14 protein-coding genes are annotated in these 13,886 nt (G+C 44.8%); 7 read left to right on the forward strand and 7 right to left on the reverse strand.

The window, feature by feature from the left end; translation table 11 throughout:
• Positions 1 to 68 precede the first annotated feature (68 nt).
• Together ACQZ43_RS11275 and ACQZ43_RS11280 are read right to left on the reverse strand one after the other, a co-directional pair.
• Complete coding sequence (locus ACQZ43_RS11275) at positions 69 to 1,133, reverse strand: inorganic phosphate transporter (protein WP_430612692.1); 1,065 nt, start codon at positions 1,131 to 1,133, stop codon at positions 69 to 71.
• 6 nt (positions 1,134 to 1,139) lie between these two features.
• Positions 1,140 to 1,784, reverse strand: coding sequence for a DUF47 domain-containing protein (locus ACQZ43_RS11280; RefSeq protein ID WP_430612694.1), 645 nt, complete (start codon positions 1,782 to 1,784; stop codon positions 1,140 to 1,142).
• 318 nt (positions 1,785 to 2,102) lie between these two features.
• Between ACQZ43_RS11280 and ACQZ43_RS11285 the strand changes: the two genes are divergently transcribed.
• Positions 2,103 to 3,890, forward strand: a complete 1,788-nt coding sequence (locus ACQZ43_RS11285; RefSeq protein WP_430612696.1) for a hypothetical protein — start codon at positions 2,103 to 2,105, stop codon at positions 3,888 to 3,890.
• 240 nt (positions 3,891 to 4,130) lie between these two features.
• On the opposite strand, the gene ACQZ43_RS11290 is transcribed toward ACQZ43_RS11285, so the two are convergent.
• Both ACQZ43_RS11290 and ACQZ43_RS11295 read right to left on the reverse strand, forming a co-directional pair.
• The gene (locus ACQZ43_RS11290) at positions 4,131 to 5,411 is read right to left on the reverse strand and encodes an MFS transporter (RefSeq protein WP_430612698.1); all 1,281 of its coding nucleotides are present in this window, start codon (positions 5,409 to 5,411) and stop codon (positions 4,131 to 4,133) included.
• A gap of 36 nt (positions 5,412 to 5,447) precedes the next feature.
• On the reverse strand, positions 5,448 to 6,083 hold the full coding sequence (locus ACQZ43_RS11295) for a TetR/AcrR family transcriptional regulator (RefSeq protein WP_430612700.1): 636 nt from the start codon (positions 6,081 to 6,083) through the stop codon (positions 5,448 to 5,450).
• A 501-nt stretch (positions 6,084 to 6,584) separates the two neighbouring features.
• On the opposite strand from ACQZ43_RS11295, the gene ACQZ43_RS11300 reads away from it, so the two are divergent.
• Complete coding sequence (locus ACQZ43_RS11300) at positions 6,585 to 7,148, forward strand: hypothetical protein (RefSeq protein WP_430612702.1); 564 nt, start codon at positions 6,585 to 6,587, stop codon at positions 7,146 to 7,148.
• Between the two features lie 142 nt (positions 7,149 to 7,290).
• Here ACQZ43_RS11300 and ACQZ43_RS11305 read toward each other — a convergent pair whose 3' ends face one another.
• On the reverse strand, positions 7,291 to 7,602 hold the full coding sequence (locus ACQZ43_RS11305; protein WP_430612704.1) for a hypothetical protein: 312 nt from the start codon (positions 7,600 to 7,602) through the stop codon (positions 7,291 to 7,293).
• Positions 7,603 to 7,859: 257 nt separating this feature from the next.
• The gene (locus tag ACQZ43_RS11310) at positions 7,860 to 8,090 is read right to left on the reverse strand and encodes a hypothetical protein (RefSeq protein ID WP_430612706.1); all 231 of its coding nucleotides are present in this window, start codon (positions 8,088 to 8,090) and stop codon (positions 7,860 to 7,862) included.
• Between the two features lie 247 nt (positions 8,091 to 8,337).
• On the opposite strand from ACQZ43_RS11310, the gene ACQZ43_RS11315 reads away from it, so the two are divergent.
• From ACQZ43_RS11315 to ACQZ43_RS11335, 5 genes are all read left to right on the forward strand, one after another.
• A complete protein-coding gene (locus ACQZ43_RS11315) occupies positions 8,338 to 8,763 on the forward strand; it encodes an OsmC family protein (protein WP_430612708.1) in 426 nt (141 codons plus the stop codon).
• Positions 8,764 to 8,774: 11 nt separating this feature from the next.
• Complete coding sequence (locus ACQZ43_RS11320) at positions 8,775 to 9,824, forward strand: LLM class flavin-dependent oxidoreductase (RefSeq protein WP_430612710.1); 1,050 nt, start codon at positions 8,775 to 8,777, stop codon at positions 9,822 to 9,824.
• A 232-nt stretch (positions 9,825 to 10,056) separates the two neighbouring features.
• Positions 10,057 to 10,959, forward strand: coding sequence for a hypothetical protein (locus ACQZ43_RS11325; RefSeq protein WP_430612712.1), 903 nt, complete (start codon positions 10,057 to 10,059; stop codon positions 10,957 to 10,959).
• 86 nt (positions 10,960 to 11,045) lie between these two features.
• Entirely contained in the window at positions 11,046 to 11,474 is a 429-nt protein-coding gene (locus ACQZ43_RS11330) for a hypothetical protein (RefSeq protein ID WP_430612714.1), read from the forward strand.
• A 253-nt stretch (positions 11,475 to 11,727) separates the two neighbouring features.
• Complete coding sequence (locus tag ACQZ43_RS11335; RefSeq protein ID WP_430612715.1) at positions 11,728 to 12,792, forward strand: hydroxylase; 1,065 nt, start codon at positions 11,728 to 11,730, stop codon at positions 12,790 to 12,792.
• A gap of 318 nt (positions 12,793 to 13,110) precedes the next feature.
• Here ACQZ43_RS11335 and ACQZ43_RS11340 read toward each other — a convergent pair whose 3' ends face one another.
• On the reverse strand, positions 13,111 to 13,665 hold the full coding sequence (locus tag ACQZ43_RS11340) for a pyridoxamine 5'-phosphate oxidase family protein (RefSeq protein WP_430612717.1): 555 nt from the start codon (positions 13,663 to 13,665) through the stop codon (positions 13,111 to 13,113).
• Positions 13,666 to 13,886: the final 221 nt, after the last annotated feature.

Raw genomic sequence — 13,886 nt, forward strand, 5'->3', positions numbered from 1 at the left:
TAGAGCAAAAAAAAAAATATCCTTGCCACGCGAGGTAACAAGGATATTTTATATGGTGAGTATGTTTTTTAAAACAATTTAATCAGGGTGTAAATCAATGCGGCTATGGCTGCCGATACGGGAATGGTCAATACCCAAGCCCAAAGCAGGCTGATGGTAATTCCCCAGCGTACGGCCGAAACGCGCTTGGTTAGTCCAACACCGATTATAGAACCGGTAATGGTGTGTGTCGTGGAAACGGGTATACCAAAAAACTCGGAGATATAAAGCGTTAACGCTCCTGCGGTTTCCGCACTAACCCCTTCCAAAGAGTTGACTTTGGTGATTTTGGTTCCCATGGTTTTTACGATTTTCCAACCGCCACTCATCGTTCCTAAACCGATAATGATAAAGGATAACAAAGGTACCCAACCCCATTGATCGACAAAGTAATTAAAGCGATCCGGAGAATTGATCCAATCTTGATGTCCCGCATCTACGTGATAGAAAATCACCGCTGCTCCAATGATACCCATCACCTTCTGTGCGTCGTTTCCTCCATGTCCCAAACTGAACATAGCCGAAGAGACCAACTGCATTTTTTTAAACCACTTCTCCGCTTTTTTCGGATTGGCATGCTTGAATAAATGGAGTATGGACAGCGTGATAATCGAGGCGAGTAGCATTCCGATCAACGGGGCAAAAAAGATAAACAACACTATGGGAATCACCTTGGCGTATACGATGACGTGCTCGCCGGTTATACCGGTAAATCCTCCCGCATGCATCATGGCTGCTCCGATAAATCCTCCGATTAAAGTATGGGAAGAAGAAGAGGGGATTCCGAATTTCCAAGTGATTAAATTCCAGATAATCGCTGCGATTAATCCGGCAAAAATAACCTCCAATGTGATAAAGTCTTCGTTGACCGATTTGGCGATGGTATTACCAATCTTAAATTCTTGAAACCAGTATTTAGAAATAAAATAGGCGACAAAGTTAAAAAAGGCAGCCCATAGTACCGCTTGAAACGGCGTTAAAACCTTAGTCGCAACTATGGTGGCTATAGAATTGGCAGCATCGTGAAAACCGTTGATATAATCAAAGACAAAGGCCAAAACGATGACGACAATCAGTAATGTAAATGGTTCCATAATCCGCTATGAATGTTTAACAGATATAGCTTCTAAAACGTATGCAACACTCTTGCATTGGTCTGCAGCTGATTCTAAAGAAGAAAGTACCTCCTTGTATTTTATGATGTTTTTGGCGTCCATCTCGTTCTCGAAAATCTCTTGAACCGCCTTGTCGAAAATCTTGTCCGATTTGGCTTCCAATTTATTGATCTTTTCACAGATGACATTGATATTGCCTAGATTGCGCATTTCTTTGAGTTCTTCAATGGCTTCGCCAATCAATTTACACGCATCCAAGTTGACCTCGGTGAGTTTGCGTATCGATTTGGAAATTTTCGCAACTTGGTAAATCTTCATTCTGTTCGCCGCTCCATTTAAGTTGTCGGCAACATAATCTATGGCTTTGATCAAGGCGAAAATATCTTCGCGGTCAAAAGGAGTGATGAAGTTTTTTCCCAATTCAATATTGATTCGCTGCTTTAGCCCCTCAATCTTGGCTTCCAACTTGGAAATTTCGGCAAAATACGCTTCCCTTTGGTCTTTCGGCGCATTTACACACTCATGTAGCAATTCGGCTAGTTGGATTAAACTGGATGAAGCCTCCTTTAATAATGGAAAGAAAACCTTATCCTTTGGGGTAAACATTTTAAAAAACGAATTTATAGACATTTCATGTTATTTAAGTGGTGCGAAGTAAAGATAGTAATGTTAACTTAAGGTTAATCTAACTTTAGTAAATTGATAAATACACCATCGGTTGTTATTGTTTTAATACAAAAAAAAACAGCCGGTGATCGTCTGAAAGCTTCATTAGGAGCGTTTTAAATAAAAGAATAAATATAGGAAATATTTGATTACAACAAGAAATTATTAACTTCAAAATTTGCGATTTTTTCAATCGATTTTGCCGTAAAATCATGATAATTATCAGCTTAGGTGCCATTTTTAATCATTAGTATTGTGCTTCTTATTAAAAACAACTAAATCATGTCAACTAAATCCTTACACACCTTTCACATTCCCGTGATGGGATTGGCCTATACCATCGATAGCCCAATACGGGTCGCAAAATATGGAATTTCCTCTGTGATTTCGGTCATGGACGACGAATTGATGGAAAAGATGAATCAGTTTTACAGCCTGCAATTCGGTTTTCCCTATCAGGAAATCACCAAAAAGATGGAGGATTTTCGCTGTAAGCGCATAACTTCTTATTTGAATTTGGTCGATAAAATTGTCAAGCAGAAGTTTTCACAGTGGAAAGAAGAGCTCAGCGAGAGCAAAAAAGCCGTGGAAAACTACATCGAAATGCTGCCGAGCAGCTCGGAAATCCGTCGGGAGTTCCAAAAGTTTATTCAAGAAACGCCGTTTAAACAAAATCTGATCAACTTTATTGATCAGCAGCTCAAACCCGGCGATATCGATGTCAATATCATGACCAAGGTCGACAAGGAAAACTTTGATAAAAACCAGCCCTTAGACAGTATTTACAACGATGCTCATGCCGCCTTAAGGGGGTTTGCGCAGAGTACGCTCAATTCGTCTGTGGTGTTGTCTGCAGGTATGAATCCGCGTTTATTCAGCTATTTCGAAACCTTTGACGATTTTTATCCCAATGCCAACAACGAACTTCCCAAGCGGATTATCCTAAAGGTCAGCGATTATAGATCGGCGATGATACAAGGCAGCTTTTTGGCCAAAAAAGGCCTATGGGTGTCGGAGTATCGCATTGAATCGGGCTTAAACTGTGGGGGACATGCCTTTGCTACCGAGGGCTATTTGTTGGGTCCCATATTGGAAGAGTTCAAAGAAAAAAGAGAAGAACTGCAAAAGGCCACACACGAATTGATGTGCAAGGCCCTGCTGCAAAAGGAGCGACACCTGCCCGAATCTCCTTTGCCCTTGAATATTACCGCTCAAGGTGGAGTGGGCACGGCAGAAGAACACGCGTTTTTACTCGACCGCTATCAGTTGAGCTCCGTCGGTTGGGGAACCCCTTTTTTACTGGTACCCGAAGCGACTTCAGTGGATAAAAAAACCCGCGAACTCTTGCAAAATGCCAAGGAAGACGATTTGTATCTCAGTGCACTGTCTCCTTTGGGCATTCCCTTTAATACGGTTAAAGGCATGAGTAACGACCTGTACAGAACCCAACGAATTTTAAAGGAAAAGGCCGGTAGTTCTTGTCCGCGCAAATACCTGGCTCTAAACAAGGAATACACCAATCAGGGCTTGTGCACGGCATCGAGGAAATTTCAAGACAAGAAGATAATGGAGTTAGAAGCGCAAAAGCCGCAATTGACCGACGCCCATTTTGAGGAGCGCTACCGCGCAATCACCGAAAAAGCTTGTCTGTGTATCGGCTTGGCCAATGCCTCTTTGTTGGAACACGAATTGCCAATTAAAGGCGAAGCGCAGGGCATAGTAATCTGCCCCGGTCCCAATATGGCGTATTTTGATAAGGAAGTATCGCTAAAAACGATGATTCAACATATTTACAGTCGAGAGCACAGCATAATCGATGCGCCACGCCCGCACTTCTTTATCAAGGAACTGCGTATGTATCGCGATCATTTCCTGGGTGAAAAAACCGAATTACTCCGCGATTTTAACGCGATGAAAGAAAAAAAATTACTGAAATTCAAGCAAAACCTCCTGGACGGCATCCGCTATTATCAAGAGCTCTTTGCCGCAGATAACTTTTATTTTACCCGGGAAAAAGACCAGGCCTTAATCGAACTCAACAGCATTCGATTGGAATTGGACCAAGGCTAAAAATTTAATGGTTGCTGATGCCCTTAGGCTGGGGTATTTTTACGAAATAAGGGCGTTGCCGAAAGGTAGTCGCCCTTATTTTATGGATGTCCGACACCCGTTCTAAAAGTTCGGGGAGAAAGTGCGCGAGAATAAAGCAATTTGTTTGTCATTTTTGCAATGGGCTTAACGTTCCGAGTCATACGCAGCCTTTTTTTGGCAATTCGCAAAGAAAAGATTCGGTGGCTAAGCCCTTATTCGCTAATGGCTGTCGTTCAACGGTACGTCATCCAAGGACTTTTGCAAAGACGAAGAAGGCGTTTTTCGCTTGATCATTCGATCAACGCGTCCCATCATCACTATACTGATAATCGAGATGACCACCACCACATAACCGACGATATCGTAATTGATCAACGGACTGTTTTTGTGCTCCTGATAGACGATGACACCCGCAACCGCTGCACCTATACCACCGGAAATCTGTTGCAGCGATGCATTGATACTCATATAAGCACCGCGGTCTTTCATTTCCGGAACGGCGCTGCTCAAGGCGGAAGACGGAACCATACGTCCCATGATTCCCAGCATCATTAAAATATTGGTGATAACCACCAACCAAAACGGGGTAACCCCAAAATTGGTATAGACCACGCAAACCACCATCAACCAAATACAGGCTATGGCGAAGAGTTTAAACTTGCTCATACGGTCACTGAGTTTTCCGATAAAGGGCATCATGGCCAGCGAGCTGATTCCCGATAGCATAAACAACATCGGCAATTGGGCTTCGCTTACCCCCAGGTTGTTAACGGCGAAAACCGTTCCAAAGGGCATCATCATAAATCCGCCGACAGACAAGATACCCGTGGCCATAAATCCGATGCGATAATCCTTGTCTTTTAAGGTGTGCCACAGGTGCAACAAAGCCTTTTTTTCCTGCTGTACCGCCAAATGCGCATTGACCGGTTTTAACCACAGTGCTATGCTGGCTGCTATGAAAACCGCCATAATTACAATCATAAAAAACGGCGCTTCCCAAGCCCATTTATGTGCGACATACAGTCCGATGGGAATTCCCAAAACTTGACTGGCGCCAAAACCCATCTGTACAAAACCCATTACTCGTCCGCGTTGTTGCAAGCTAAAGATATCGGTGATGATTGCCATGGAAATCGAACCGATAACCCCGCCGAACAAGCCGGTAAAAATACGGGCGGCTACCAAGGTGATATACGAATTGGCCAATCCGCAAAATAAAGTACCCACTATAAAACCGATATAAAAGAATAACAGCAGTTTTTTGCGGTCAAATTTATCGGCAAAACCCGCGGTCAGCAATCCGGAAATCCCCGCACTAAAAGCGTAAGCCGACACGGCTATACCGAAATCGCGGGTATCCATATCCAGGGATTTTAAGAGCAAATCGCCCAGTGGCGACATGACCATAAAGTCCAAGATCACCGTAAACTGGGTGATGGCTAATATAAAGATGACAAATTTTTCGTATCCCGTAAAGGAAACCGTTTTTTTCTTTTCCATAATAAGTGCTACCGTAGGTTGAAGCTGGGTATTTTTTTAAAAGCTGTGCGGGGGAGCGCCATGGGGTTGATCGTGATTCGGATTGATTTTTAACGCGCGGATAACCAGGTCAAAGGTCTGCCATAAAACCGCTTCGGTCAACTGATAGGGTTTGCCCTCCAAACCGAGTTCCTCGTAGTGAAACTTGATCAAGGAATACAGCGGAGCATGAGCGATAGACCAATACACCTCTAGGGGAATGGGGAAAATCTCGCGACGCGCTATGGCATTTTCCAAAAATTGATTGAGTTGCAGTTTGATGCGTTTCATCAGTACAGCCAGAAAATCGCGGTAATAGGACGAACTCTTAACCTGTACCATAAATAAAACGGCATCGCGCTTAAACATCATCTGCTGGTAGCGGTTGATCCACTGCTGCCGCAGTCCCGCTTCAAAAGTCATATCGGGCGAAAAATCCCTGAGGATCAAGTCGGCCAATTCCTCTCCTTGCTCCGTGGCGAGTTGCACGATCAAATCGTCCTTATCCTTGTAATAGATGTAAATGGTCGCTACGGAAACACGAGACAGCTTGGCCAATTTGTTGATGCTGAAATTCTCCAAACCACCACGGCCGATCATGGCAATCGCATTTTCTTTAACCGTTTTTTGTTTGTCGAGATCACGAACTCTCATGCCTGTTTTATTTGTGCTGCAAATATAAGTGAATATTCATTCTCTTATAAATAAATAGCGATTTTATATACGTTTAAAACCCCTCATTTTGACTTTTTTTTGCTTTTGGTCGAGTAAGCTTATGAGCTGTCCACATTATAAACCCCTAACTAACCTTCAGTAATAGTATATTGGTTCGGTTAAGCCAACATTAATCACTTGCTCAATTCGGTTAAAAGGAGGTGTTTTATTTACTTATGTTCACAAAGGCTTGCATATATGCTAAAATTGAGCTATATTGGAATAAACCATTAAAGAGGAGAGCGATGAGGATAAATTATTTTTTGTTGTTGATAGGAATTTTGGTAGCGACTTCGCTGACAAAAAACAACTGCGGTCAAATCAAGAAGACCAAAGGGCGAACGGCCGACTAAGGACCCTATATAGCGAACCGTTTTGGAGCTTTTGTGGGCAGACATCCCGATAAAAAGTGCTATATTTGAAAATAACCCGAAAATAGAGATGATGAAGTTCAATCGTTTTGTAGTTGTTGTCCTTTTTGCGACGACATCGATTTTTGCACAGCAAAAAAATGCCCAAGAGACTTTTTGGAATCAATTAAAAGCGCGCTGCGGTCAGGCTTATGCCGGTAAAATGACCACCGAACCCATACCGAATGATTTTGCCGACCAAGCCCTGTCCATGTACGTGATGAGCTGCTCGGAAAATGAAATAAAAGTACCCTTCTATGTCGGGGACGACCACTCTCGAACGTGGGTGTTTACCAAAACAGCACAGGGCATACAACTCAAACACGACCACCGCTTAAAAGACGGCTCGGAAGATAAGATTACCCAATACGGCGGTACGACTACCAATACGGGTGGCGACCAAATTCAATACTTTCCAGCCGATCAACAAACCACCGATATGCTGCCCGCAGCAGCCGGCAATGTGTGGTGGGTAACCATAGATGATCAGGGATATACCTATAACCTGAGAAAGGTCGATAACCCCAACCACTTTCAAGTGCGCTTTGAGTGGAACCAACCACTACCCGTACCGAACAAACCTTGGGGACATTAATTTTTTGATTTGATGAGCAACGTCTGGGCTTATGCGATTATTTATCCATTCGCCCATTCGTATATGCACTTTCTTTTGCAGAAAACTGTCCTTCGTTAAATAGCACATCTTCCTCCTTTGCATAAACGAGCAAATCCGCATATCATCGAATCATCGAATCATCGAATCCGCTCTTGAGCTTGTGTGCAAATACACTTTCCTTTGCAGAAAATTGTTCTTCGTTAAATAGCACATCTTCCTCCTTTGCATCAACAGGCAAATCATCGAATCCGCGAATCATCGAATCTGCTCTTAAGCAAATCATCGAATCCGCTCTTAAGCATATCCGCGAATCCGCTTTTCTTTGCAGAAAATTGTCCCATCTACCTTCGTTAAATAGCACATCTTCCTCCTTTGCATCAACAGGCGAATCATCGAATCCGCAAATCAACGAATCTGCTCTTAAGCAAATCATCGAATCCGCTTTTTCACAACTCCGCCATCCTTTGCAGAAAATTGTCTCATCTTCCTTCGTTAAGTAGCACATCTTCCTCCTTTGCATCAACGGGCAAATCATCGAATCCGCGAATCATCGAATCCGCTTTTTCGCAACTCCGCCATCCTTTGCAGAAAATTGTCCCATCTACCTTCGTTAAATAGCACATCTTCCTCCTTTGCATCAACAGGCAAATCATCGAATCATCGAATCATCGAATCCGCTCTTAAGCTTTTTCACAACTCCGCCATCCTTTGCAGAAAATTGTCCCATCTACCTTCGTTAAGTAGCACATCTTCCTCCTTTGCATCAACGGGCAAATCATCGAATCCGCGAATCAACGAATCTGCTCTTAAGCAAATCATCGAATCCGCTTTTCTTTGCAGAAAATTGTCCCATCTTCCTTCGTTAAATAGCACATCTTCCTCCTTTGCATCAACAGGCGAATCCGCGAATCCGCAAATCATCGAATCCGCTCTTAAGCATATCATCGAATCCGCGAATCATCGAATCTGCTTTTAAGCAAATCAACGAATCTGCACTTAAGCATATTTACTAAAAAGACCACTATCTAAAATAAATAGATTAAATTTATATCAGGAGCGGCGTGAGTGGGGCGGTCTAAAGTCCAAACGGCTGTGGCTGTTGTGAAAATTTGGACTGCAAAGTACTCGGTCAGCCACAAGAGACCCATGAAACCAAAACCATCTAGATATGAAATTTACCAGAACAGCAACTGCCCAATGGCAGAAAGACTTAAAAACGGGAACCGGCACTATCAGCACGGAGAGCAAGGCGTTGAATCAGGCCGCTTATGGCTTTAAAACCCGATTTGAAGACGGCAATCCCGGCACCAACCCAGAAGAATTGTTAGGAGCGGCACATGCCGGTTGTTTTACCATGCAGCTCAGCGCTTTGCTTGGCGAACAAGGGTTTGTACCCGATACCTTACACACCGAAGCTCAGGTGACATTTAAAGATGGCGGTATCGCTTTGATTCTGCTTATCGTCGAGGGAAAAGTGCCACAAATCGACTCGAATACCTTTGTGGCTACGGCGCAAAAAGCCAAGGAAGTATGTCCGTTGTCCAAAGCTTTGGCCGCGGTGACTATTGAATTGCGCGCGACCTTAATATCTTAAAAAGCAAATTTATGGAACTTGGCATTAGTATGTTTGGCGATTTGTCCTTTGATAAAAACACCCAGAAATTCCAATCACCACAGCTGCGATTGCAGGAAATGATGGAAGAGATTAAACTGGCCGACGAAGTGGGACTAGATGTATTTGGTATCGGTGAGCACCACAGACCCGATTTTTCGGTTTCGGCTCCAGAGATTATTTTGGCAGCAGCAGCGACGATTACCAAACGCATTAAACTGACCAGTTCGGTAACGGTTTTGAGTTCCGTAGATCCGGTGCGCAGTTTTCAAAATTTCTCCACCGTCGATTTGCTGTCAAATGGACGTGCGGAAATCACCGTGGGCCGGGGCAGCTTTACCGAATCCTTTCCGCTGTTTGGCTATGACTTGGCCGATTATGCCGATTTGTTTGTCGAAAAGTTGGAATTGCTGCTGCAGATTAATGCCAGCGAATCGACGTTTAATTGGCAGGGGCGGTTTCGAGCGCCTTTACACGAGCAAGAAGTATTGCCCCGACCGACCAAACCCTTGGATATATGGGTGGCGGTAGGAGGTACGCCGGAATCGGTGGTTCGCGCTGCACGACTGGGACTGCCGTTGATCATTGCGATTATTGGCGGTATGCCGCGGCAGTTTAAGCCGTTTTTTGACCTATACCGTCAGGAGTACATCGCTGCGGGACACGATGTGTCCAAGATGCAATTGGCTACTCATTCCCACGGCTTGATCGGGGAACACGCCCAACAGACCGCCGATGCGTATTTTGACAACTATGCCGAACAAATGAATCGCGTAGGGCGCAGTAGGGGGTGGTCGCCCTATACCAAAGAGCAGTACGAAGGTGGAAGGAGTCGCGAAGGCGCTTTGTTTATCGGAGATGCCAACCAACTCGTCGATAAAATCCTATACCATCAAGAGATGTTTGGACTGACGCGATTTTTGCTGCATACCGATATCGGAGCACCTGCGCATAAAGACCTGATGAAATCGATTGAGCTGCTGGGCACCCATGTGGCCCCGGCGGTGAAAAAGGCCTTGGCCGATCGAACGCCCTCTAGTTAAGGATTGCTTTAAAATAACCGACAAGTCCGCTATATCAACAACCGCTTTTTGATGCGATATACCGCAACAAAAGCGGTTTTTTTGGATAAAAGAGCCAATGAGTACTGCCGGTTTGCCTGCGGAAAAAGCTCTAAAATAACGGCATATCCTGCGCCGTTTTACCCGTGAATTGACGTATTTTTACCGAAAATCGACTTAAAATCGACTTAAAAACGACTGTAATTTAGAGTTTATGTGGAAACCGATTCTAATCAGCCTGTTGCTCTGTTGCAGCATCGGCGCCAAAGCGCAATCCAATGAAAGCGCTATTCCGCGTATTCCCTTTGAACTGACGGAATACAACAACCTGTTGATGAAGGTGGTGTTGAATGATGTGGATACCCTCGATTTGATGTTTCACAGCGCTGCCGATGCGGTACACTTAACCGAAGCAGCTACAAGGCGTTTGCACTTAAAATTTGAGCGCGTCGATCAGGTAAAGAGTTGGGGAGGTGATGTCAATGCCTCGCGCTTTAGTCCGTCTAACCGCATTCAGCTGGGCGATTTGCAGTTCGAAAACGTTCCGATTTGGGAAGATCAAAATTCCGGACAGCACAGCGACGGTAAATTCGGAATCAATCTGTTTGACGGCAAGGTGATTCAAATCGATTTCGACCGGTCTGTGTTGCTGTTGCCGCAACAACTGCCCGCGGACATCGATAGCTATGTCAAACACCGACTGCTCAGCGAAAACGGCTATTTATTTATAGAAGCCACAGCTGTTATAGGTGCTCAAGAGCTGAGTAACAAATACCTGATTCATTCCGGTTATGCCGCTGCGGTATTATTCGATGATGTATTTGTGGAAGCGTTTGGAATAGCCGATAAATTGACCATAGTGGATGAAAGCGAACTCAAGGACTCGTTTGGCAATGTGCTAAAAACCCAAAGGGCTATATTGCCACAGTTGACCATTGGGCCGATCGTGTTAAATCAGCTACCCGTCAGCTTTTTTAGCGGTGCTGTAAACCGTCAAAAGATGAGTGTCATCGGCGGTGATTTTTTAAAGCGCTTTCAAATAGTAATCGATAGCAAGCGCGAATACATCTATTTAAAACCCAATTCCCTCACAGCACTGCCGTATTTGGCGATTTGATGTGATACTTTTAAGGATATGAGGTTTCCCGTAAAGGGGCTAAGCGACCGCTCGGTACTTTTACGGCGGTTTCTTATATATAGCTGATGAATAAAATGCGCACTGTGCTGCTGTGTTCTGTATTGTTGTGGGGATGTAAGCAGAACGCCCTGCTCAGCCCGAACGTTGAGGGCAAGGAGATTAACTCCTTTGCGCGTCCTGTTGCGAAGGTGGAGGCACTTCAGTCAGAATTCGCCGCAGTTGTAGCGGAATTACCACCGCTGCAGTTCGAGAACGAGGAGGAGTTCGAAGCGATTTTACAGCATTATGAATTGTTTGTCCACCACTTTATGGGCCTCTACCACCAGGTGCAAAACGGAGAGCTAAAGGCCCTGTCGGAATACACCCAATTAATGCCGCAGGCAGCCTTACTGCAACAGCGCTTGGCGGGCGCCGTTCAATCGTCCAAGTTTACGAAGGCGCAATGGAACAGCTTACATCGCCTGGAGCAAAAAATTTCCGAGCTGCTTCACTAGCACATGATCGGGCATTAAAGCCAAACTTGAGCGGGGTTTACTTTCTTTATACCCCAGCACTGCGTATATTTACCGCAGTTTAAAATAATGGGGTGCCTGTTTGTCGGATGTTAGGTCTGCGATCAGCGCTGAGATAATACCCAATAACGCTTTGGCGTTATGCACTTGCCAGATAATGCTGGCAAAGGATATTCTTGGATCACTGCGGTGCATACCCGTTGTTTTTATTGATGGTATAAAACAAAGATAAAAAATGACGAATTACTTGACGGAGGCCACTTGCCTACTGCTGCAACAAGAAGCTGTTTCAGCTGAAAAACTAGGGGCTTTGACGCCCAAACAACTCGAAATTATTTACGAACACCGACTCTTTAACCTCTTTGTACCCAAAGAAAGTGGCGGGCTGGAATTGGATTTGATCTCCGGATTACAACTACAAGAACAGCTGGCGGCTATAGACGGGAGCTTGGGATGGACGGTGACTTTGGTCAGTGGTGCCAATGCGTTTTACGGTTTTTACACTGCGGAACAACTCGAACAGATTTATGGCAATCCACAGGTTTGCTGTGCCGGTAGCGGTGCGATTAAAGGCGTAGCCCGCGAAATCGAAGGCGGATATCGGATCGACGGCCATTGGGATTATGTTACGGCAGCGGCACACGCGACGATTTTTACGGCCAATTGCCAGATTGAACGAAATGGAGTGCGCTTGGTCGATGAACAGGGAGCACCGATTTACAAGAGCTTTTTCTTTTTGCCCGACGAAGTCGTGGTAAATACAGACTGGCATACGATGGGTATGGTTGCCACGTCCAGTCACAGCTATGCGGTATCGGATTTAAAGCTCAGCGAAAACCGCTCTTTTGCCATTAATGCCCCGGCAGGCCACAGTGCGCAACTGATTTACCGCTATCCCTTTAGCGCGTCGGCTGTGCTGACGATTACCGCCAACCACATCGGCATGCAAAAACACTTTTTAGAATTGGCTCAACCGCTGTTGCAACGCCCTACACCGTTGGGGAGTTTGAATTCGAAAGCGCAATGGTCAAGGCAAATTGAAGCGGAAATTCAAGGGCTTCACCGCGAATTTTACCGGCTGGCACAGCAGTCGTGGGAACAGCTACAAACCGCAGTTACGGTGTCGGACGAACTGATACTGCAGATACAAAACCACTGCAAGCACACCGCAAAAAGGGGACGCGAACTGTTGATGGACTTATATCCCCACCTGGGTATAGCGGCGGCAGATCGACAAACCGAACTCAATCGGGTCGTGCGCGACTTACTGACGGCGAGTCAACACAGTATATTGTTGTAGCGCCAAAGTCCTGTGATTTAGATAATCCCACAGCAGTGGCGATTTAAAGCGCGGTAGTAAGCCTGCAAAAATACGCGTCACGAATTAAAGTACGACGGTAAGCATTGAAAAAGGTTTGTACGGCGTTTGTATGCGCTTTGTACTTTTTTCCCGCGAACGCAAGCAAAGGCTAGTTAATCGAGTAATGCTTTGTACGCACTTTGTACACGCTTTGTATTTATAGGGGTTTACCGCTGGTACTTGTGCTAAAGGGCCTCATAAAAAAAGGCGAAACCCGCTTCTCGCAGTTTCGCCTTTTCGCTTTATATGGAAAAAACCTTAGTTTTGCTCGTTATCTATTTGGTGCGCACCGTGATTTCCCGTTCTGTGGTCTTGCACTTCCAAGGCCGCATTGACAAAATATGCACTGCCAAATCCATTGACATAAGCCCCTTTAATCGGTTTTAAATCAAACATGATAAAATCGTCCATTTCCGAGATGACATCAACCACTTTTCCGTGTCTTTCCTTTAAGGCTTCCAATGCTCTGTTCCACAAATCGCCACCCTTTTCTACCAATGCCGCTTCGCTGTCGATAGTCAGGCGGTTACGCGCATAGATTTGACGGGAGGCCGACTCGTCGTCGATAAACATAAAAGAAACCTTTTTGCCATCTCTTAGGTTTTTGGTATGACGGGCCATATAGGAAACTAAAATTTGGAAACTTCCATCCAAGTTAACAAACGGAGCATAGCTCGAGTTCGGCGTTCCCTCGGTGTCGATAGTCGCTAAAATCAACGACTTTGAACTCGCGATTAACTCTTGTACCTTAGGCGCTTTGGGTTGTACTTTGCTGTGGTCTAATTCTGCAGGCTTACCATGATTATTACTCATAATACTTGTATTTATTATTAAATTTCCCTGTTTCTATCCCTTCTATCCATCGGGAAAAGGGCTAGGTAACAGTCGGCTAATTTAAACTAAATAAGAATAATAACCTACAGCAGCGGTCAAAATTTAAAAGACCATTAATGGTTCTTTTGGGACATCTAGTGGCTTTTGAACGGGTAAAGGGGACAATTGCTGCTTTTTCCGACGGATTTACAGGCAATTGA

Origin of the sequence: Flavobacterium sp. JP2137, assembly GCF_050562195.1 — a bacterium.
GTDB lineage: Bacteria > Bacteroidota > Bacteroidia > Flavobacteriales > Flavobacteriaceae > Flavobacterium.

Bases quoted from the DNA above. Each gene is read 5' to 3' on its own strand.
- ACQZ43_RS11275 (WP_430612692.1), bottom strand. From the start codon at position 1,133: ATGGAACCATTTACATTACTGATTGTCGTCATCGTTTTGGCCTTTGTC.
- ACQZ43_RS11280 (WP_430612694.1), bottom strand. From the start codon at position 1,784: ATGTCTATAAATTCGTTTTTTAAAATGTTTACCCCAAAGGATAAGGTT.
- ACQZ43_RS11285 (WP_430612696.1), top strand. From the start codon at position 2,103: ATGTCAACTAAATCCTTACACACCTTTCACATTCCCGTGATGGGATTG.
- ACQZ43_RS11290 (WP_430612698.1), bottom strand. From the start codon at position 5,411: ATGGAAAAGAAAAAAACGGTTTCCTTTACGGGATACGAAAAATTTGTC.
- ACQZ43_RS11295 (WP_430612700.1), bottom strand. From the start codon at position 6,083: ATGAGAGTTCGTGATCTCGACAAACAAAAAACGGTTAAAGAAAATGCG.
- ACQZ43_RS11300 (WP_430612702.1), top strand. From the start codon at position 6,585: ATGATGAAGTTCAATCGTTTTGTAGTTGTTGTCCTTTTTGCGACGACA.
- ACQZ43_RS11305 (WP_430612704.1), bottom strand. From the start codon at position 7,602: ATGATTTGCTTAAGAGCAGATTCGTTGATTTGCGGATTCGATGATTCG.
- ACQZ43_RS11310 (WP_430612706.1), bottom strand. From the start codon at position 8,090: ATGATTTGCGGATTCGCGGATTCGCCTGTTGATGCAAAGGAGGAAGAT.
- ACQZ43_RS11315 (WP_430612708.1), top strand. From the start codon at position 8,338: ATGAAATTTACCAGAACAGCAACTGCCCAATGGCAGAAAGACTTAAAA.
- ACQZ43_RS11320 (WP_430612710.1), top strand. From the start codon at position 8,775: ATGGAACTTGGCATTAGTATGTTTGGCGATTTGTCCTTTGATAAAAAC.
- ACQZ43_RS11325 (WP_430612712.1), top strand. From the start codon at position 10,057: ATGTGGAAACCGATTCTAATCAGCCTGTTGCTCTGTTGCAGCATCGGC.
- ACQZ43_RS11330 (WP_430612714.1), top strand. From the start codon at position 11,046: ATGAATAAAATGCGCACTGTGCTGCTGTGTTCTGTATTGTTGTGGGGA.
- ACQZ43_RS11335 (WP_430612715.1), top strand. From the start codon at position 11,728: ATGACGAATTACTTGACGGAGGCCACTTGCCTACTGCTGCAACAAGAA.
- ACQZ43_RS11340 (WP_430612717.1), bottom strand. From the start codon at position 13,665: ATGAGTAATAATCATGGTAAGCCTGCAGAATTAGACCACAGCAAAGTA.